This is a genomic window from Roseofilum capinflatum BLCC-M114 (genome assembly GCF_030068505.1).
Lineage (GTDB): Bacteria > Cyanobacteriota > Cyanobacteriia > Cyanobacteriales > Desertifilaceae > Roseofilum > Roseofilum capinflatum.
Genome location: NZ_JAQOSO010000109.1, coordinates 64602 through 83822, shown reverse-complemented (window position 1 = coordinate 83822; position 19221 = coordinate 64602). Strand labels below are relative to the sequence as shown.

The 19221-nt window shown below is 45.7% G+C and carries 19 protein-coding genes; 9 read left to right on the top strand and 10 right to left on the bottom strand.

Going from position 1 to position 19221, the window contains the following annotated elements:
- Nucleotides 1-33: 33 nt before the first annotated feature.
- Nucleotides 34-786: a hypothetical protein gene (locus tag PMG25_RS21265; RefSeq protein WP_283768903.1), complete on the bottom strand. Its 753-nt coding sequence runs from the start codon at nucleotides 784-786 to the stop codon at nucleotides 34-36.
- 128 nt (nucleotides 787-914) lie between these two features.
- Between PMG25_RS21265 and PMG25_RS21260 the strand changes: the two genes are divergently transcribed.
- Nucleotides 915-2276, top strand: coding sequence for a 16S rRNA (cytosine(967)-C(5))-methyltransferase (locus PMG25_RS21260; RefSeq protein WP_283768902.1), 1362 nt, complete (start codon nucleotides 915-917; stop codon nucleotides 2274-2276).
- Between the two features lie 8 nt (nucleotides 2277-2284).
- On the opposite strand, the gene psb35 is transcribed toward PMG25_RS21260, so the two are convergent.
- Together psb35 and PMG25_RS21250 are read right to left on the bottom strand one after the other, a co-directional pair.
- Nucleotides 2285-2470 carry a photosystem II assembly protein Psb35 gene (gene psb35 / locus PMG25_RS21255; protein ID WP_283768901.1) on the bottom strand — a complete coding sequence of 62 codons (186 nt, stop codon included), beginning with the start codon at nucleotides 2468-2470 and terminating at the stop codon, nucleotides 2285-2287.
- 180 nt (nucleotides 2471-2650) lie between these two features.
- Nucleotides 2651-3163, bottom strand: a complete 513-nt coding sequence (locus PMG25_RS21250) for a hypothetical protein (RefSeq protein ID WP_283768900.1) — start codon at nucleotides 3161-3163, stop codon at nucleotides 2651-2653.
- A gap of 185 nt (nucleotides 3164-3348) precedes the next feature.
- Here PMG25_RS21250 and PMG25_RS21245 point away from each other — a divergent pair, with 185 nt between their 5' ends.
- From PMG25_RS21245 to arsC, 6 genes are all read left to right on the top strand, one after another.
- Nucleotides 3349-4791 (top strand): CHASE3 domain-containing protein, encoded by a 1443-nt coding sequence (locus tag PMG25_RS21245; protein WP_283768899.1) that lies wholly within the window; start codon nucleotides 3349-3351, stop codon nucleotides 4789-4791.
- Nucleotides 4792-4902: 111 nt separating this feature from the next.
- Nucleotides 4903-5502, top strand: a complete 600-nt coding sequence (locus PMG25_RS21240) for a LemA family protein (protein ID WP_283768898.1) — start codon at nucleotides 4903-4905, stop codon at nucleotides 5500-5502.
- Between the two features lie 109 nt (nucleotides 5503-5611).
- Nucleotides 5612-7510, top strand: a complete 1899-nt coding sequence (locus tag PMG25_RS21235) for a M48 family metallopeptidase (protein ID WP_283768897.1) — start codon at nucleotides 5612-5614, stop codon at nucleotides 7508-7510.
- A 117-nt stretch (nucleotides 7511-7627) separates the two neighbouring features.
- Nucleotides 7628-8656, top strand: a complete 1029-nt coding sequence (locus tag PMG25_RS21230) for a PstS family phosphate ABC transporter substrate-binding protein (protein WP_283768896.1) — start codon at nucleotides 7628-7630, stop codon at nucleotides 8654-8656.
- Nucleotides 8657-8677: 21 nt separating this feature from the next.
- Nucleotides 8678-9823: an ACR3 family arsenite efflux transporter gene (arsB, locus tag PMG25_RS21225; RefSeq protein WP_283768895.1), complete on the top strand. Its 1146-nt coding sequence runs from the start codon at nucleotides 8678-8680 to the stop codon at nucleotides 9821-9823.
- A gap of 15 nt (nucleotides 9824-9838) precedes the next feature.
- Nucleotides 9839-10231, top strand: a complete 393-nt coding sequence (arsC, locus tag PMG25_RS21220) for an arsenate reductase, glutathione/glutaredoxin type (RefSeq protein ID WP_283768894.1) — start codon at nucleotides 9839-9841, stop codon at nucleotides 10229-10231.
- A 190-nt stretch (nucleotides 10232-10421) separates the two neighbouring features.
- On the opposite strand, the gene PMG25_RS21215 is transcribed toward arsC, so the two are convergent.
- A complete protein-coding gene (locus tag PMG25_RS21215) occupies nucleotides 10422-10685 on the bottom strand; it encodes a Uma2 family endonuclease (protein WP_283768933.1) in 264 nt (87 codons plus the stop codon).
- Between the two features lie 149 nt (nucleotides 10686-10834).
- Here PMG25_RS21215 and PMG25_RS21210 point away from each other — a divergent pair, with 149 nt between their 5' ends.
- Both PMG25_RS21210 and PMG25_RS21205 read left to right on the top strand, forming a co-directional pair.
- Nucleotides 10835-11092 (top strand): hypothetical protein, encoded by a 258-nt coding sequence (locus PMG25_RS21210; protein WP_283768893.1) that lies wholly within the window; start codon nucleotides 10835-10837, stop codon nucleotides 11090-11092.
- The gene (locus PMG25_RS21205; RefSeq protein WP_283768892.1) at nucleotides 11092-11397 is read left to right on the top strand and encodes a type II toxin-antitoxin system RelE/ParE family toxin; all 306 of its coding nucleotides are present in this window, start codon (nucleotides 11092-11094) and stop codon (nucleotides 11395-11397) included. The genes PMG25_RS21210 and PMG25_RS21205 overlap by 1 nt, the downstream gene beginning before the upstream one ends.
- 152 nt (nucleotides 11398-11549) lie before the next feature.
- Here the strand turns inward: PMG25_RS21205 and PMG25_RS21200 are convergent, their stop codons facing one another.
- The 6 genes from PMG25_RS21200 to PMG25_RS21175 form a co-directional block, all read right to left on the bottom strand.
- Entirely contained in the window at nucleotides 11550-12128 is a 579-nt protein-coding gene (locus tag PMG25_RS21200) for a Uma2 family endonuclease (RefSeq protein ID WP_283768891.1), read from the bottom strand.
- 388 nt (nucleotides 12129-12516) lie between these two features.
- On the bottom strand, nucleotides 12517-13455 hold the full coding sequence (locus PMG25_RS21195; protein ID WP_283768890.1) for a D-hexose-6-phosphate mutarotase: 939 nt from the start codon (nucleotides 13453-13455) through the stop codon (nucleotides 12517-12519).
- A 394-nt stretch (nucleotides 13456-13849) separates the two neighbouring features.
- Entirely contained in the window at nucleotides 13850-14251 is a 402-nt protein-coding gene (locus PMG25_RS21190; protein ID WP_347178904.1) for a fasciclin domain-containing protein, read from the bottom strand.
- Between the two features lie 135 nt (nucleotides 14252-14386).
- Entirely contained in the window at nucleotides 14387-15688 is a 1302-nt protein-coding gene (locus tag PMG25_RS21185; RefSeq protein WP_283768888.1) for a CO2 hydration protein, read from the bottom strand.
- Between the two features lie 117 nt (nucleotides 15689-15805).
- Nucleotides 15806-17302 (bottom strand): NADH-quinone oxidoreductase subunit M, encoded by a 1497-nt coding sequence (locus PMG25_RS21180; RefSeq protein WP_283768887.1) that lies wholly within the window; start codon nucleotides 17300-17302, stop codon nucleotides 15806-15808.
- Nucleotides 17303-17323: 21 nt separating this feature from the next.
- Nucleotides 17324-19159 (bottom strand): NAD(P)H-quinone oxidoreductase subunit F, encoded by a 1836-nt coding sequence (locus tag PMG25_RS21175; RefSeq protein WP_283768886.1) that lies wholly within the window; start codon nucleotides 19157-19159, stop codon nucleotides 17324-17326.
- Nucleotides 19160-19221: the final 62 nt, after the last annotated feature.

Genomic DNA, 19221 nt, shown 5'->3' with positions numbered 1-19221 from the left:
TGAAAATCAGACTGGATAAGGGTTTTCAGCTTTCTAAGAAGATTTGCGAATATCTTGCTCTTGACGATCTTGGGGGGGTTTCTTGCGACCGGTTTTCGGAGCCGATCCCTGGGGAATATCTGGGGTAAGTTTGGGAAAGTTCGGAACCTGTAAGGAAGAATTCTGAACGGGTTTGGGATTACGATTGACCTCAAAGTTAAAGGATTTTTGGGGTTGAGCCGGAGTCGGTGGAGTTAGGTCTGGGGAAGAGGCAGACGCTTCTAAGGGTTGAGGCGCTGGCGAGGTGGGTTCTGGGGTCACCTGTTCTGGACTGAAGGGAGTTATGGGTTGGTGGGGTTGGCGCTTAGGGACTCGCAAGGGTTGGGGTTTTTCTAATAATAGGGGGGTTCCGCGACGTTGGCGACGGTTGAGGGCTGCCCGTTTATGGGCAGTTGGATTTTGTAAGGTTTTCCAGAGGAGGAAGGAACCCCCTACTCCCAAGGCGATCGCCCCTAACCAGAGCCAGGGAACTGTAATGTTAACCTTGGGTTGCTCTTTGGTTTCTAGGGTTGGCTCTTCTTCTGTGATTTCGGCGATCGCCTGTTCGGGTTCAACGACTTCAGGATTTTCGACCGCTTCAGGATTCAGGAGAACACTTAAGGCTTCATAGCCAATACCGATCGCCACCAGCGCTAAAACACTCCACACCAATAGGGTGTGCCTTTGAATCGGTTCCAGGATGAACTGAAGTCGGTTTAACCGTTGCTTTCCAGTAGAGCGATGAATGGGTTTACGTGGATGAACCATAGATATCTCCCCTAGCTGTAAGTTGACCAGACCGACTCGCTTCGTGTCCGAAACTCATCTTACCCAATTTTGGCCCGATCGAGCGCCTCTACCCCTATCATTAACTTGTCAGTCTGGGAAAAGTTTACATGCCTAACGCCAATCCTCGTCAAGTTGCCTTTTCAATTCTCAAGGAGATCGATCGCCGCGATACCTATACGGATGTGGCCTTAAATCGGGGGTTGAGTGGGGCCAAATTGGCGAAGGTAGACCGAGGTTTGGTAACGGAGTTGGTGTATGGGGTGGTGCGACGCAGGCGATCGCTCGATGCGCTTATTAGTCAGTTTGCCCGTAAACCGATTGAGGAACAACCAACCGATTTACGATTAATCTTTCATTTAGGATTGTATCAACTGCGCTATTTGGATCAAATCCCAGCTCCTGCGGTAGTGCATACGACAGTGGAGTTGGCGAAAAATAATGGTTTGCGGGGTTTGTCCGGGGTGGTGAATGGGGTATTGCGGCAGTATATGAGATCGCCTGGCGATCCTCTGAAGTTACCCGAACCGGTAGCGCAACGGTGGGCTATTCTCCATAGTTATCCAGATTGGATCGTGGAAAAATGGTTAACCCAACTGGGAGAAGGGGAAACTGAGCAGTTGTGTGAGTGGTTTAACCGTCCTCCGACTCTGGATCTGCGAGTGAATATTCATAAAATCTCGGTGGAAGAGGTGGAAAAGGCGTTTGAGGAAGCTGATATTCCCGTGGAGCGACTCCCCTATTCTCCCCAAGGGTTGCGATTATTGCAACGGGTGGGAGCTGTGCAGCAGTTACCCGGTTTTGTGCAAGGATGGTGGAGTATTCAGGATGGGAGCGCCCAATTGGTGGGGTATTTGGTCGATCCGCAACCGGGGGAGGTGGTGATTGATGGCTGTGCTGCTCCTGGGGGTAAAACGACTCATTTAGCGGAGTTAATGGGCGATCGCGGTACAATTTGGGGATGCGATCGCCAACAGTCGCGCTTGAAAAAAGTTAGCCAAAATGCCCAAAGGCTGGATTTACACAGTATTCAAACTCGTGTAGGGGATATACGCGAGATGGCCGATTTTACTGGAAAAGGCGATCGCGTGTTGGTGGATGCCCCCTGTTCCGGGTTAGGGACACTCCACCGTCATGCCGATGCACGGTGGAGACAGTCTCCAGAGTCCATTGAGCAGTTATCCGTGCTACAACAAGAACTGCTCGAAAAAGCCGCCACTTGGGTGAAACCGGGGGGAATTTTGGTCTACTCCACTTGTACCCTTGACCCCCAGGAAAACGAGCAGGTGATTGGCCGCTTTTTAGACCAGAACTCTCAATGGAAAATTGACCTGGTGCAATCGCGTCAGCGATGCAGAGCATTATCGCCCGAACCCCTAGCCCCTTTATCCACTCCTGAAGGCTGGATTAAAGTTTGGCCCCACCGTCATCAGATGGATGGCTTTTTTATGGCACGCTTGCAATTAAGCTAAGAGTCGATTTAAGAATCTTTGTTATCTTTATTCACGTCCGGAATATAGTCCGGTTTTTCCGCATCCTCCCATCCTGCGGGACGTTTAGAGTTGTACCAGGCGATCGAACCGATCGCCACCGCAGCAATAAATCCCACCACATAAACCAGCGTAAAGGCCAGAGGAAACGATCCGGCTTCCATGAGGATAAACATCGTTTAAAGTCCTGTTTTTATAAAGGTCATCTTTCAGGATATAGCCCTTCGCGCGGTAATGGGTCAACCGTTTTTTACCCTATCGCCAGTCTAGTAGAGTGGGCAGGGTCTGCTTGGAGACCCTGCCCACCCTACCCACTTGTACTCAACTCATACCCATTTTCTAAATTTTAATGGATATTAACACTTCCAAGTTAAAGTCTTGGGGTCAAACTGACAGACTTTAGGAAATTCAGTATCCGTAGAAATAGAAGGCAGAGTCGAACCAACCGGTAGAACAGGGAGACGAGAGGGGCAACTTTCCAGATGTTGCTCAATGCGGTTCGCTTGAGCTTGGGCAATTCTAGCAATATCCACCCAAGCCTTGAGAAAATCGGCCACTTGATTGGGTGAAGAAGGTAATGCGCGAGTATAAGAATTATTTCTGTTTAATGAATTAACCTCAGCTTGAATTCGAGGAATTTGATCGATCCATTGGCCTAAATAATTGGCATAGTCTTGGGGATTATCCGATGTAGGTGGACAAGTATTTGTAAATATTTCTGTCGTTTGCAGAAAAATGTTGAAAACCGGACAAATTTGGTTATCCCGACAGGAAAATCCTAGGGGTTGCGCTGAAGCTTGGGTGTTTAAGGTGAAGGAACTGAAGGCACTGAGGGCAAAGAAACAGGCAAATTTAGTCGTGAATCTCATTCAATATTCTCCCAATTTTAATTTTATTTTTAGGTATAATGACGCATTGTTTTTGGACAATAAGTTGATTTTAGCGTGCGGCCATGAAGATTGGGTAAAATAGGTTTAAGTCCTTTCATTTAAAGATACGATCCATAGAGAACCTTACCCAGGTAACTCTAAAAACACTCAACCTATTTGCTTCAATGAATATTAAACAAGTTTTAGTCATTGGCTTTGGAGTCATTCTCAGTGCTGTTGGAGTCAGTAGCATTGTTTCCAACTATACAACATCCTTTTTAGAAGAGAATCAAGATTGGGTACTCCATACTTACGATGTTCAAATCAAATTAAAAAATATTGAACGAAATCTTGTCGATGCAGAAACGGGTCAAAGGGGATTTATTTACACTGGAGATGAAACCTTTTTACAACCCTACAACCGAGCAACTCAAATACTAGACCGAGAGTTTGAAATTTTAGAAGAGTTGATTGCTGATAACTCACAGCAAGTCGTTAATCTACAAAACATAAAACAATTATCCGAACAAAAACTTGATGAATTAGCAGAAACCATTCAACTCAAAAGGGACAACAAAGAACAAGAGTTGTTGAGTTTAGTCAGATCCAAAAAAGGTCAAGTTATTATGGATGAAATTCGCATCGATCTGGAGGATATGCATAGAATTGAGAATCGCCTACTTGAGCAAAGATTGCAACAGTTATCGGTCGCGTATCGACTCATTGATTTAGTCAATTGGGGAACATTTGTTGTGGTCATTGTTGTGGGAATCATGACCATTATTTGGATGAATAAAATTGCGGTCAATCCCATCACTAAAATTTCCAGCCATATTGCGGCTTCTTCCACTCAAATTGCTGATAGTGTCGAAGAACAGGAAGAAATTGCCCAACAACAGGCCAGTTTTATCAATGAAACAATGGCAACAGCCAATGAATTGGGGACATCCTACACTCAATCGGCAGAACAAGCAGATTTGTCTAACGCATCAGCTCAAGAAACTTTAACCATAGTTGCAACAGGGAACGCTGCTGTAGAAAAAATTCGTTTAGAAGTGATCAATGTTCAAAAACAAGTCGAATTAATGGCCAATAAGATTCTGGAGTTAACTGAGCAAATCGATCAAATTGGCGAAGTTTCGGATGTTGTTCGTAGCATTGCGAATCAAACCAATATGTTAGCATTAAATGCGTCTGTGGAAGCGGTAAGAGCTGGAGAAGGTGGTAAAGGGTTTTCTGTGATTGCGGTGGAAATTCGTAAGTTGGCCGATCAAAGTCGAGACTCTACAGTGGATATCAATAATCGGGTACTGGAAATTCAAAAAGCTATTAATGGAACGACTCAGATTAGTCAAAAGGGTCAAGAAAGTGTACAAACTTGCTTTCAGATTACTGAAAATACGACCCAAACCTTTGAAGATGTCAAAAATTCAGTGACTGATGTTGTCCATAGTAACCAGCAAATTACGTTAAACTTAAAACAACAGTTAATTGGTGTAGAACAGCTCATTGAATCCATTACTCGTATCAATGCTGGGGCAAATAGTAATGCGAGTGCTTTAACTCAGATCAGTGATAGTATTCAACAGTTAAATAATGTGGCATTGGAGTTAAAGAGAATTGCTTAAGTCCACTTCTATGAATTAAGGGAGCGTGCAAAAAGAGGCGATCGCTATCTCCCCTAGCCCAGTCGTGCCTCCAACCCCTGATATAATACCATCTAAAAGGGGTCTCATCCTATGGCACAGATCGTCCTTACCCTAGGCGTTCTAGGGGCGTTGGTGGCATTGATCGCATCTATTGTCATTGACGCATATAATTCTTTGGTTAAGCTACGCAACCGCTATGAGAATGCGTTTGCTCAGATTGATGTGCAGTTGCGCCGCCGTCATGATTTGATTCCCAATTTGGTGGAAGCGGTGAAAGGATACATGAAGCATGAGCGGGAAACATTAGAGGCTGTCATTCAAGCCAGAAATGCGGCGGTAGCGGCGACTTCCCAAGCGGCTCAAGCGCCAGGCGATGCAGCCGCGATGCAGACGTTAGGCAATGCAGAGGCGGCGCTGACGGGTTCTCTGGGGCGGTTGTTTGCTTTAGCTGAGGCGTATCCAGATTTGAAGGCGGATCAAAATATGGCTCAGTTGATGGAAGAGTTGCGATCGACGGAAAATAAGATTGCCTTTGCGCGTCAGGCGTTTAATGATGGGGTGACGCTCTACAACACGAAGCGCCAAGTGTTTCCCAGTAATATTATTGCCGGTTTGTTTAATTTTCGGGCGGCGCAGTTATTGCAAGAAACCGATCCCGATGTGAAAAATGCGCCTACGGTTTCGTTTTAGAAAACGATGAAGTTTAATATAGCCTTTCTCTATTCAATGAGGTATAGCCCTCACCCCCAACCCCCTCTCCCACAGGAGAGGGGACATTATAAATGTGTCCTAGACAACGATGAACTTTTTTGAGCATCAAGAGCAAGCACGGCGGAAAACGGTTTATCTGATTTTCTTGTTTGCGATCGCCATTTTGGGGATGATCCTGGCTCTGTATTCTGTAGTCGCCATCATCACTTACATGGAGTTGCAAACGAGGCGATCGCTCATTTCACCGGAATTACTCATCCTCATTACCTTCGCTGTATTGCTGGTTGTCGGGTTTGGCAGCGGCCATAAAATCCTGCAATTGCGAGCGGGGGGCAAAATCGTAGCCTTTAGTCTGGGCGGGCGTTTGGTGCAACCCGACACCCCCGATCTCTCGGAGCAACGACTGCTGAATGTAGTCGAAGAAATGGCGATCGCCTCCGGAACCTCCATTCCCCCCGTCTACCTCCTCGATCATGAACCCAGCATCAACGCCTTTGCCGCCGGATTTACCATCAACGATGCCGTCATTGGCGTAACCCAAGGCTGCTTAAAAGAACTCTCCCGCGATCAGCTTCAAGGAGTCATTGCCCATGAATTTAGCCATATTATCAACGGCGATATGCGGCTAAACTTATATCTGATGGGAATTATCCAAGGTATTTTACTCATCCACATTTTAGGGCGCACAATGTTAGAAGTCATAAACAATGGCCCTAGGGTGAACCGAAAAAAACAAGGTCTTCTCATAATTGCCGGTTTAGCCCTTTTAGGCATTGGATATATCGGCTTCCTCTGCGGCAGAATGATTAAAAGCGCCATCTCTCGTCAGCGAGAATTTTTAGCCGATGCAAGTGCAGTTCAATTCACCCGCAATCCCCTCGGACTCTCCGGCGCTCTGCGTAAAATTGGCGAATTAAAAGACGGCTCAAAAATCAAAACCCCCACAGCCGAAGAAGCCAGCCATCTATTTTTTGGTGAAGCCATCCGCCACTTCAATCAACGCTTCTTTGCCACCCATCCCCCCCTCACCGAGCGGATTGAACGCTTAGAAAACTTGCCCTCTGGCGCATTATCAGAGGATATTGCCCCACCAGAAAAGCCACTCAGCGCCACTTTAGAAACCCCAGAAATCAGTCAATTACCACAGAAAACCCTTCGCGCCAATCCTAAATCAATTGTCCCTGAAATTGGCACAACTGACCGCGCCCATCTCAACTATGCCCAATCCTTACTCGCTCAACTTCCAGAAACCATTAAAACCGCCCTCAAATCTGAACCCGGTTGCCAAGCCCTCATTTATGGACTGTTATTCAACACACAGGATAAATCTATTCAGGAGCGCCAAATCAGCCACCTCAGAGCCACCGAACCCCCAGAACTCCTCGATCATCTCTGGCAGATTTTCCCCTATTTTGAAGACTTAAACCCTCGCTACCGTTTACCTTTGATTGACTTAACCATTCCCCTCCTCAGAACTTTATCCCTTGACTCTTATCAACATCTCAGTCAACAAGTGCAAACCCTCATTGATGCCGACGGAAAATTATCCTTATCAGAATACACTTTACAGGTCGTTTTACTCCATCGTCTCGCCCCCTATTTCCACCCCACTCGTAACCCCAAAACTGTATCGACAACCGTCCATGAAATTTGGAATGATTGTCTGATCATTTTATCGGCCTTAGCCGAAGTCGGACATCCGAATGAACAGCAAGCAATTCAGGCTTTTTTATCAGGATTAAAACAGCTACCTGGCACAGCTAAAAAAACGCTTCCTAACCAACTCATTCCCACCAATATTATCAGTATTCGTCGCAGTCTTAGACGACTGATGAATACAACCCCAAAATTAAAACAAGCCATTGTTGAAGGTTGTGCCCATACCGTATTATTTAATCATCAAGTGAATATCGAAGAGGCCGAACTCTTACGCACCATTATTATCCTCTTAGATTGTCCCATTCCTCCCTTTTTAGAAACCTTATAGCTAGAATTCTCTATATTTTTTACCAATTTTTAACTTTAATTTAACCTAAATTTAACTTAAATTTGACCATTTTTTGAAATGATAACAAGTGGGTCTCTAATGGCAGAGTGGGGAATTATGCGATTCTTTCTGAAAACGGTTAAACCCTTTATAGGGTTCTTCATTTTAGCTCTAGTGTCTACTTCCTTACTCAATGGGTGTCAATCTTCTACGCCTCAATCCTATCAACCGATTAATATTGATGGTTCAAGTACCGTTTATCCCATTACCAAAATGGCTGCCGACCGCTTTAACCAAGGTCAAAGTGTTCCGGTAGAAGTAACGGTAGGCTTTTCGGGGACTGGGGGAGGATTTGATAAATTTTGTGCGGGAGAAACAGATATTAATAACGCCTCTAGACCGATTAGCCTATCAGAAATGGAAGCCTGTAAACAGGGAAAAGTGGCTTATATTGAACTTCCTATTGCCTTTGATGCGATTACTGTAGTCGTAAATCCTCAAAATACTTGGATTGAGGACATTACAATCAATGAATTGCGAAAAATTTGGCAACCCGAAGCGCAACAAACCATTACCCGATGGAATCAAATTCGATCCTCTTGGCCCAATGCTCCTTTAAAATTATATGGCCCGGGTACGGATTCAGGAACTTATGATTATTTTACTGAAGCAGTTGTGGGAACGGCGGGATCGAGTCGTAGTGATTATATTGCCAGTGAAGATGATATATTACTTGAGCAACAAATCAGCTCAGATGTCAATAGCTTAGGTTATTTTGGATTAGCGTATTACGAACAAAATAAAGATGAGCTAAAAGCCCTAGGTGTCGATAGTGGTAAGGGCCCTGTTTTTCCTTCTAGAGAAACGGTAGAAAACAGTGAATATCAGCCTCTTGCTCGTCCCTTATTTATCTATATTAATCTAGCGGCAGCTCAAGAAAACGCAGCGATGAGGGAATTCGTGTATTACTATTTAGAACAAGCATCGGGAATTGCAGCAGAAGTCGGTTATGTGCCGCTACCAGATGAGGTTTATCATATTAACGAAGTCACGTATAATGAAGGGGAAGTCGGCACGGTTTTTGAAGGACAATCTCAATTTGGACTTTCGATCGCCGAGCTAATGCGTAAGCAAGCCCAGTATTAACATAAAAGGAAAGAAAAGTCTATGACGAATAAAGTTAACCCCAAGGCAGTCAAAGCGGGAGGAACACTCAGTATCTTTGAAGCTTACCTTACCCTTTGGGTGGCTGTCTGTATTATTCTCGGTATTATATTAGGGCGTACCTTTCCTAGAGTAGCAGAAACCTTAGACTCAATGAGTGTCTATAATGTTTCCATTCCCATTGCGATATGCCTATTTTTCATGATGTATCCGATCATGGTAAAAATAGATTTCTCCCAAGCAGTGAAAGCCTCAAAAAATCCTAAACCTGTACTTTTGACATTAGTCATTAATTGGTTAGTTAAACCCTTTACAATGGTCGTTTTTGCCCAGTTCTTTTTAGGCTGGTTTTTTTCACCCCTATTAAACTCAACGGAGATCATTCGAGGTTCAGAAGTCACCCTATCTAATTCCTATATTGCCGGGTGCATCTTATTAGGAATTGCACCTTGTACAGCAATGGTACTCATGTGGGGATATCTTTCCTATAGCAATCAAGGGCATACTCTAGTCATGGTTGCTGTCAACTCATTAGCCATGCTCTTCCTCTATGCTCCCCTGGGGAAATGGCTGCTTTCAGTCAATAATTTAGTGGTTCCTTGGCAAACCATCGTCTTCTCAGTTTTAATCTATGTAGGTTTGCCTTTAGCGGCTGGAATTTATAGTCGTTATTGGATATTTAAGTACAAAGGAAAAGACTGGTTTGAGCGTCGTTTTTTACACTACCTGAGTCCCATTGCCACAACAGCTCTGTTATTAACTTTAGTTTTACTTTTTGCTTTTAAAGGAGAACTGATTGTCAATAACCCCCTGCATATTTTATTAATTGCAGTTCCCTTGTTTATTCAAACCCACTTTATCTTTTTAATCACTTATGTTCTGGCATTCAAACTCAATCTGACCTACGAAGATGCAGCCCCTGCTGCTTTAATTGGTGCAAGCAATCACTTTGAGGTCGCGATTGCCACATCCGTGATGCTGTTTGGTCTTAATTCTGGCGCTTCTTTAGCCACCGTTGTGGGAGTCTTAATCGAAGTCCCAGTGATGTTGCTATTAGTAGAAATTTGTAAAAAAACAGCTTTTTGGTTTCCTCGAAATCCAGAAAAAGCAACTTTACTCGATCCGCGCTGTATTGATTCTTTGAGATAGTTTGAGGTCATTTCCATGAAAAAAGTTATGTTTGTCTGTAAACGCAACTCCTGCCGTTCCCAAATGGCAGAAGGCTTTGCTCGCACCCTAGGTAAAGATAAAATTGAAGTGACCAGTTGCGGTTTAGAAGCCTCTAGAGTCCATCCGACGGCGATCGAAGTAATGAAAGAAATTGGCATTGATATTACTGGTCAAACCTCCGATCCCATTAGTGACTTTAAATCTGAAGACTATGATGCCGTAATTTCTCTCTGTGGCTGTGGAGTGAATCTCCCCCAAGATTGGGTTTTACGAGAAATCTTTGAAGATTGGCAACTCGACGATCCCGACGGTCAACCCCTAGAAACCTTTCGCCGAGTGCGGGGGGAAATTAAAGAACAGGTAGAAGGGTTAATTGGCAAATTATAGTTGATTCAATTCATAATCAGACCAGGTTGTAGGGGATTTCCGGTCGGAAATCCCCTACATTATTCAGCACTATTGGCAATAAACAACTCCTTCCCCTTCTCGGCTGAAACTTGTTTATAATTATTCATTCCATTGTGCTTTTATTGCTTTTCTGTCACTCTCCGGGTTCAATGAATAGGAAATTTGCCAATTATCCGGAAGGAGAAAAGAATTGAAATTGATTAACACCGTAAATCAATTTATTAAATCCTCGTAATAAATAAGAACTCGGAACAACATATAAACACGGAACAAGGGTTAACGGTTGATGCAGAATTTGCACGGGTTGATGGGGTCGATAGATTCCCACTCGCTTCCCTTTGGGGTCTAATAACCAGCCTAAACGACAACCATTGGCTTGATATTCTTCCATTTTTCGTTGTCCTCCTGTCCAAGAGTCGGAGGGGGAAAGCAGCCATAATGAGATGAACCAGGGTACAAATTAGGAATAGCCTGAGTTTAGGATAGTATTGAAAGCAAGGATTATCTCCTAGGCAGGTGACCCTTTGAAGAGATGGCAAAATAACTACATCTGTATCAATCTCAATTCGGGAGATTCAAATCATGAATGCTTACAAAAAATATGTCACTATTGACAATCCAGAACAGTTGGTTTTATCGGATCTACCTTTTGCCCCCGGTCAAAGGGTTGAGGTGATTATCTTAGCTGAAGAAGACAATGAAACCAATAGTCAACTAGAAGAGTTACGTCAAAAAATTGATAGTGCGACTGCACAGATTCTGGAGGGTAATGTCACCGATGGAGAATTAGTTTTCGAGCAATTACAAGCTAGATTGCGAAATGAGTTCGGATTGAAATAATGGCCAATTATCAATTTTCCGAAGATGCGATCGGAGACATTAATAAAATTTGCGATTATATTGCCCAGAATAATCATTCCTCTGCCAGTAATCTCTTTGATGCGATTCGGCAAAAATGCAAGTTAGTTGCTAATTTCCCCAATATGGGTAAGCGGTATGACAAGATTAGGCCGAATTTAAGAGGATTTTTGGTAGCAGACTACATTGTATTTTACTACCCTCATGATGAAGGGATTGTGATTGTTCGTATTGTCAGTGGATATCGCGATTTAGATGCCTTATTTGGTGAGAATGGAGATAGTTAGCAAAAGCCAGCTTTAGGAGTTCCCTGGGGTTCAAAAGTCTTGCTCTCTAGGGTTCAAAAGCCAGCAAGATCTTAGGAAAAGGTATTAAAATCTTAGGAAAAGCCAGTAAGATCTTAGGAAAAGGCAGCGAGCAAGATGCTCGCACTACGGTACTAGACCCACAAAAACTCTACATCTAATTCAAATCCGATTAATACATCTTCTCCAGAAAGGGTTGCAGGTTGATGCAAAATTTCTACCGGTTGATTAGGGCGATAGATTCCCACTCGCTTGCCTTTGGGGTCTAATAACCAGCCTAAACGACAACCATTGGCTTGATATTCTTCCATTTTTCGTTGTCCTGCTGTCCAAGAGTCGGAGGGGGAAAGCAGCTCGATAACAAAATCGGGACATAGGGGTAAAAAGCCTTTGCGCTCTTGGGGGGTGAGAGCGTTCCATGTTTCTAGGGGTATCCAGGAAACATCGGGAGAGCGATCGCCCCCGGATGGCAGCTCAAACCCAGTCGAGGAGTCAAATGCTTTACCTTCACCGTTGGTTTGGCTCCATACATAGAGCTGCCCAGCGATACAAAAGTTACGATGGCCAGTTTCTCCACCGGTTGGGGACATGATAATGAGTTCTCCTTGGGGACTGCGTTCGAGGTGGCGATCGGGGTTAGCAGCACAGAGCTTGCGGAACTCACTGCGGGTTAAAGTGGCGATCGGACTGAGGTCGAGGGTTAAAGCAGCCATAATGAGACGAACCAGGGTAACAAGTAGAAATAGTCTGAGTTCAGGATAGCATTAATTTGCTGGTATCTTGGGAAGGCAAAAAGCAATGCAAAAAAACCGGGTTTTAACCTTTCCTTAAATAGTCCATAAATCGACCCCAATTAAAGTTGAGGAGAGTATAAACACATTCTGTAATAGTTGGCTGGCATGAAAGTTTTACTGGCATAATGATGGGTGTTCCTGGTGTTCAATCAGTTTCTGGACACCATTCACGTGGGAAAATCTGGCCAAGTGTTTACAGCGCTTTGCGCTGTTAAGTAATGAGTAATGAGTAAGAATTGAAACCATTCTGTCTTGAAGGACAAGGGGCTGAAGCCCCTTGTTCAGGGCACGCTCACAGGGTATATTTTCAATTCCTAATCTTTGATTCTAATCGATGTTCATTTCCGGGTAAAACTTGAATCTGGTCGGGGCCGGCGTTGGTGGTTTCAACACAGACAAAGCGAAGATAGTCATCGTCGCTTAAATCTGGAAATTTTGCTGATTTCTCAGACCAGGGATTCCAAACAACAGCGCTGCTATTCCCTTGAGAGAGTACCTCGATTTGGCGTTTCCAGGTGGAATCATCAACGACAAGTTTAGGCGGAACATGGGTGTAGATGCGATCGACTTCTGAGGCGATCTCTACCACTCCCGCTTGATATTTTTGCGCTCCACCGTCTACTTTATCCATATATTCTGTTCGATCTAAACCTAAAATTCTCACCCCATTAATACTACCCACCTGAAAATAGGAATGTAAGGCTTGGGTAATGGTAAAGGGTTCATTGCCTCGGTTGCGGGTAATTAAACTGACGGTTAAGGTATCGCCGACGACAATATCAAGGACTAATTCCCAAGCATGGGGCCAAAGTTCGCGGGTTTCTGGAGTGTCGGTTAATCCGAGTTGGATTTGGGTTTCTCCTTCTGGAGTGGTTCCGGTGGATAAGACTGACCAAAACCGATTGCGGACAAATCCATGACTGGGAAGATCGGATCGTTCGGGATGGGGGCCGAACCAGGGCCAGCAGACGGGAATCCCACCGCGAATGGCTTTTCCAGATTGGATGATGGCGTTTTCGCTCAGAAATAGGAGATCTTCGGATTCGGTGACGGGTTGAAAGGAGAGGATATGACCCCCATAAAGGGAAATGGCGGCTTTGGCGAAGTTATTCTCAATTTGGATAACGGGAAAGTCTGCCATTGCTTCAGAACCGGATACCATTTGATCGGGTCTGAATAGGGTTTTGCCCTCTATAAACTTGAGTTGGCCCTCAATGGCATGGCGATCGCTGAGTTGATGAATCATATTAGCCGGCCCTGCTGTTAAACTCGGTTAGGACTTCAATAATACCATTTCTACGAAACCTGCAAAGTTCATCAACATTTCTATAAACCGTTTTGCTATTTGCCCTGGATTGAAAATTGTCGCGATTTTTATCCTATGAACCTGGAATCCCTGGACTATGATGCCAGCAAGTCAAGTAATCCCTTCGCCAATTTCTTTATTTCCATAAGGAGACGGCAATGCCGTCTCCTTATTTTGGCAGAAAATACAGCGCTTTGCACTGTTATGAGGTACAACATTAATCTATGGGTTAGAATTGTAATTGCGACCGCAGGGAAGCAATCTCGATCATCTCGCAAATTGCAGGGATTGCGTCCCTATGGTCGCAATGACCAGTCTTTAACCGGACTTGATATTACCCCATCAAAATCACTGTATCAATCACATGAATAATGCCATTAGTCGCTTCAATATCTGGGGCTAAAACTGTGGCATTTTTCACTTCAAAAATTTCACCACAACGAATAGGAATAGGAGAACCTTCCAGAGAAGTTACACTCTCTAGATCCTTTAATTCTGCTGTGGTATAGCGTCCGGCAGCCACATGATAGGTCAGGATACGCTGAAGTTGGGGAATATTCTGCACCAAACTCTCTACTGTTCCGGGTAATAATTTGGCAAAGGCATCATCATTGGGGGCAAAAACCGTGAGCGGGCCAGGTTGTTGCAAGGCCTCGACTAACCCCGCCACTTTAACCGCAGTGACGAGAGTCGAGAAGGCATCATTACTAACGGCAATTTCAACAATATTTGGCATGTTTTCGGGAATGGGTAATAGGGAATAGGGAATGGGGAATAGGGAATGGGGAATAGGCAAAAGGCAAAAGGCAAAAGGCAAAAGGCAAAAGGCAAGAGGCAAGAGGGAAAACTTTGTTTCTTGGGATTCAGTCCGTTAACGATAATCTTGGCTTTGGATATCAGATAAACGGGCTTCTGGACGCAGGAATCTGTCCATTTGGGCTTCAAAGAATTGGCGATTTTTTAATAAGTGTTCGGGGTTGGGGTCATCTAAGGGATAGAGTAGGGCGACTCTTAAGGCTTGAATGACCGCCGAGGTAACATTGTACATCGATCGCTGGAAGGTGATGCCCAACTGAATCAGCATATCATCTTCACCCCGACAGTATTTTTGGTAATACTCCTCTAGATAGGGGGGGAGAAAGTGGAGCATATCCTGCATCAGCAGTGTGGGGGGGATGCCTGCGGTTCCCACGGGGAAGACATCGGCGTAGAGAATGCCATAGTGAAAGTCTTTTTGCTCTTCTGGAACTTGTTTGGCTTGGGCGTTGTAGGATTTAGTGCCTCGGAAGGGAGCCGTCCGGTAAAACACGGCTTCGACATAGGGCAGGGCGGCTTCATAGAGCCACATAAACCCTTTTGATTTGGGAATGATTTCATAACATTCATCGCCAATATAGACATGGTGATAAATGGGTCGTCCGGCGGCAATGAAGATGCCATTAACCAGAAAATTCATGGCATCGGGGACGGTTTTGAACTCTCCGGCATCATAAAGATCGCTCATTTCAAAGAAGACGGGAGCCATGACTTCCCAGAATAAGCCCAAGTTGGCGTAATAGGACAGTTCGCGCACCTTTTCGTAGAACATTTGTGGGAACAGCTTATAGAGTCCCAACATCAAGGGATTGCCCTTGAAATAGGCTTTAATGGCTTTATCGCAGTTGGCGATATATTCGTCGCTCTCCAGGTAGTCATAAAACTGGCCGCCCATGCCCTGATGCCAGAGCATGGCTCGCATACAGGCTTCGGCGAATTCCATGTTAACGCGATCGTGCCAGAGATGATGGAATATTTTTGGGAGCTTTTTCTTGAGTTCTCCCTTGTCCATAAATTCTAATAATTCGGGGTGAGCGCTGGCTTCTCCCTTTTGCCAAACCCGAAAATCTGCGGTGTCTCCAGCGTAATGATTGGGCAGGTCTAAATATTCTTGGGGTAAGAAGTATTTAAAGAAGGGTAAAGGGTCTAGAAACACCCGCTCGGCAATGTAGAGCAAATCCCGCCAATAGAAATCCATGGGTACGGCATAGGCTTTATAAATGCCGATAATTTGCATCAGGTTTTCGGGGGTGTCCGGCAACATGGAGCCACCGGCTTCTAGGCGATGGATGACTTCGGCGTATTTGTGGGTTGAAGGAGGGATTTTTGTGGTTGATGAATCTAGAGTTGTAGTCATGGTTTTTTATAGGGAATGGGTAATTAGGGAATGGGTAATAGGGAATGGGTAATAGGGAATGGGTAATAGGCAAGATGAGATCCCCCTATCTCCCTATCCCCCCATCCCCCTATCTCCCTATCTCTCCAGAGCAGCAATATGAGTAACTTTGGGTTGATGCAACTCAGCGACAATGCGGTTGGTGGTGGGTTCCATCCAGCGCAGGAGGAAGTTGGGTTGAATGCCTAAAAAGAGGATAATGGCCGTTAGCACTAGGGCTGGCCATTGTTCATTCAGGGTAACGCGGGCATAATAGGCTTTCTGGTTGTCTAACTTGCCGAAACAAGTGCGGTTAATGAGGATGACGAAGTAGACGGCGGTTAATCCTGAAGAGAGGATACAGATCAGGGTGGGAATAGGGAAGGTGGCGAAGCTGCCTTGGAAGACGACAAATTCAGCAGCGAAGCCGACTAAACCGGGGATACCGGCGCTGGCCATTCCGGCTAAAATGAGCAGGGCACTGGTTAGAGGTAGGCCGCGAATGGGGTTCATTAGGCCGTTGAGGACATCGAGATCGCGGGTTCCGGTGGTTTGTTCGACGATGCCGACGAGGAAGAAGAGGAGGGCGAGAATGAGGCCGTGGGCAATCATTTGGGCGATCGCCCCCAATACACTCAATTCAGTCCCCGCAGCCGCCGCCACGAGGATATACCCCATGTGACCAATGGAACTATAGGCGACCATGCGCTTAATGTCCCGTTGGGCGATCGCACTTAACGCCCCATAAATCACACTCACTGTCCCAATAATCGCTAAACCTGGAGCCATGGTTTGCCAAGCCACGGGAAACAGTTGCAGCCCAAAGCGCAATAAGCCATAGGTTCCCAACTTAGCAAAAATACCACCGAGCAGCACCGTGGTACTGGGGGAGGCTTCTACATAGGCATCCGGCATCCAGGTATGCAGGGGAACCAGGGGCGTTTTAATGGCAAACCCAATCAGGAGGGCACTCAACAGAATCAATTGGGTAATCAGATCGAGATCGTCGATTTGCAGATGGCTAAACTCAAAGCTACCGGTGTCACCCAGGAACACAACCCCCAAGAATCCCACAATCACCGTTAAGCCAGAAATGGCGGTATAGAGCAGAAACTTGGTGGAAGCATACCCCCGTTTTTCTCCTCCCCAAATGGCGATCAGTAGATAAAAGGGAATCAGTTCTAATTCATAGAAGATGATAAATAAGAGCAGATTTTGGGCCATCAGAGCGCCCGCAATTCCGCCATTAATCAGGAGGATCAGGCTGTCATGGAGCCGGGAGCGATCGAGATCTTTGCGGTTGGTATAGAGGGAGATGAGGGTTAAAAGACCATTGAGAACCAGTAGGGGTAAGGAGAGGCCGTCTACACCAACACTGTAGTTTAGGCCCAGGGGTTGAATCCAAATATGGAATTCACTAAATTGGACTACGCTCAGTCCCCTTGGGTTGAGGTCAAATTGACTGAGTAAATAGAGGCTCCAACCGAAACTGGCGAGACTGGCAACTGTGGCGATCGCCCGACTGGATTCGGGTTTAGGAGACAGATAAATGGCGATCGCGCCCAATACAGGAATTAGGAGTAAGGCAGAGAGCATAGGAATGACAACAGTTGATTGTTATTGAGGTAGGCCAAAGAGCAGGGGATACACGAGTAAGAGTCCAAAGAGGAGTGTACCGAAGAGGATGGACAGGGCATAAAACTGCACTTGTCCGGTGGTGTTGTATTTCAAGCTTTCGCCACTAGCAATGGTGAACAGGCCGACAAAATTAACGGCTCCATCGACTAAGGTGCGATCGCACCAATCAATCACTTTAGCCATAAATCCGACTAGGGCAATCACGGTGACTTTATAGAGTTTGGCGGTATATAAATCATAGGCAAAGAAATCTTGAATGGCTGGAACCGGGAGCTTAATGGGTTTGGGAATTCTGTCACCCCCATAGAGGTATAATCCCACTCCTGCACCGATCGCCGTCGAGCCAATCAAGAGTAAGGAAGCCGGTTGAGTAACCAAAGCTAGACCCGGTAATAGTCCTACAACGGCCAGTAATTGGGGTAAATGGAGAGCGACACCAAGTAAAATCATCATCGGCAGCACCAAGGCCCATAGACCTTCTGGCGATCGCTTCGTCCAGTCGGTAATGGAGCCGGTGAACAAGTGCCCGAAGACTCGCGCTAAACTGCACGCAGTTAAGCCATTAACGACTAACAAAACCATTAATAAGGTTGGGGGTAAACCTTGGGCAATTTTTGCTAATCCCCAGAAACAGCCCAGGGGAGGAACAGCGACCAAGGAGAGAGCGCCCACAACATAGCAAATTCCAGAAATGGGACGACGAGACCACAAGCCACCCAGTTGAGTAATATCTTGGGCAACATTGTTAAGGATAATACCACCTACTGCCATTAACATCAGCGCCATGGCGATCGCATAGGTCAGCAGCAGCATCAGCGCTCCTTGGCTGTTGCCCGTACCGACCGCAATAAACACGATGCCTAAATAACTACTGGTCGCATAGGAAAATACCCGCTTAATATCCACTTGGGCTAAGGCGATCGCCGCACAGGTCACCGCAGTAAACGCGCCCACCGCAATTTCTGCCTTCACCACCAACGGCGATAACTCCAAAACCGGCTGCATCTTAATTAGCACCCAAGCCCCCGTAGAAACCACGATCGAATTTCGCAGTACCGTCGCAGGCATCGGCCCCTCCATAGCTTCATCGAGCCACAGTTGTAGGGGAAATTGGGCGCATTTACCCAACGGCCCGGCCAGCAACGCTAAACCGAGTAAGGTGGCAACCGTGGGACTCAGTTCCACCGAAGAAGCCCAAACCGTTAACTCATCATAATTCCAGGTTCCCGCCAGGGGATAGAGGGCAACGACCGCCATCAGCAGCACCAAGTCCCCCACCCGCTTCGTCAGAAACCCATCTCTCGCGCCAGTCACCACCAGAGACTGATTAAACCAAAAGCCAATCAGCAGATAGGTTCCCAAAGTGAGGATTTCCAGCATCACATAGCTGAAGAATAGGGAATTGGTCAGCATCAAGGTAGCCATCCCTGCTTCAAACACCGCCAGGAGCGCATAGAACCGGGGCCAACCCCAATCCATTTCCAGGTAGCCAATGGCATAGATTTGGGTAAGGATATTCAAGCCCAAAATCACCACTAACGCGCCGACGGTGGTGGCGGAAACTTCCACATCAAACGTAATATTCAGATTGGCCGCATGGAGCCAATTGAGGGAGTAGTGGGTCGGTGCATCCCAGACTTCCCGTAAACCGAGGAGGCTATGGATAAATGCGGCACAACTCATCAATAAGTTAATGTAACCCGCCGGCCGAGGGCCGGTGCTACGAATTAAGCCCGGTGACCAAGGAATGGTCAATAATGCACCGAATACGGCATACATCGGGACTAACCAAATCGTTTGACTAAAGGTGTTCATGGGTGAGACGATCATCCATTTAGGAGAAAAACATAAGTTAGACTTAAGCAACCTAAAAGAAT

Bases quoted from the DNA above. Each gene is read 5' to 3' on its own strand.
- PMG25_RS21265 (WP_283768903.1), bottom strand. From the start codon at position 786: ATGGTTCATCCACGTAAACCCATTCATCGCTCTACTGGAAAGCAACGG.
- PMG25_RS21260 (WP_283768902.1), top strand. From the start codon at position 915: ATGCCTAACGCCAATCCTCGTCAAGTTGCCTTTTCAATTCTCAAGGAG.
- psb35 (WP_283768901.1), bottom strand. From the start codon at position 2,470: ATGTTTATCCTCATGGAAGCCGGATCGTTTCCTCTGGCCTTTACGCTG.
- PMG25_RS21250 (WP_283768900.1), bottom strand. From the start codon at position 3,163: ATGAGATTCACGACTAAATTTGCCTGTTTCTTTGCCCTCAGTGCCTTC.
- PMG25_RS21245 (WP_283768899.1), top strand. From the start codon at position 3,349: ATGAATATTAAACAAGTTTTAGTCATTGGCTTTGGAGTCATTCTCAGT.
- PMG25_RS21240 (WP_283768898.1), top strand. From the start codon at position 4,903: ATGGCACAGATCGTCCTTACCCTAGGCGTTCTAGGGGCGTTGGTGGCA.
- PMG25_RS21235 (WP_283768897.1), top strand. From the start codon at position 5,612: ATGAACTTTTTTGAGCATCAAGAGCAAGCACGGCGGAAAACGGTTTAT.
- PMG25_RS21230 (WP_283768896.1), top strand. From the start codon at position 7,628: ATGCGATTCTTTCTGAAAACGGTTAAACCCTTTATAGGGTTCTTCATT.
- arsB (WP_283768895.1), top strand. From the start codon at position 8,678: ATGACGAATAAAGTTAACCCCAAGGCAGTCAAAGCGGGAGGAACACTC.
- arsC (WP_283768894.1), top strand. From the start codon at position 9,839: ATGAAAAAAGTTATGTTTGTCTGTAAACGCAACTCCTGCCGTTCCCAA.
- PMG25_RS21210 (WP_283768893.1), top strand. From the start codon at position 10,835: ATGAATGCTTACAAAAAATATGTCACTATTGACAATCCAGAACAGTTG.
- PMG25_RS21205 (WP_283768892.1), top strand. From the start codon at position 11,092: ATGGCCAATTATCAATTTTCCGAAGATGCGATCGGAGACATTAATAAA.
- PMG25_RS21200 (WP_283768891.1), bottom strand. From the start codon at position 12,128: ATGGCTGCTTTAACCCTCGACCTCAGTCCGATCGCCACTTTAACCCGC.
- PMG25_RS21195 (WP_283768890.1), bottom strand. From the start codon at position 13,455: ATGATTCATCAACTCAGCGATCGCCATGCCATTGAGGGCCAACTCAAG.
- PMG25_RS21190 (WP_347178904.1), bottom strand. From the start codon at position 14,251: ATGCCAAATATTGTTGAAATTGCCGTTAGTAATGATGCCTTCTCGACT.
- PMG25_RS21185 (WP_283768888.1), bottom strand. From the start codon at position 15,688: ATGACTACAACTCTAGATTCATCAACCACAAAAATCCCTCCTTCAACC.
- PMG25_RS21180 (WP_283768887.1), bottom strand. From the start codon at position 17,302: ATGCTCTCTGCCTTACTCCTAATTCCTGTATTGGGCGCGATCGCCATT.
- PMG25_RS21175 (WP_283768886.1), bottom strand. From the start codon at position 19,159: ATGAACACCTTTAGTCAAACGATTTGGTTAGTCCCGATGTATGCCGTA.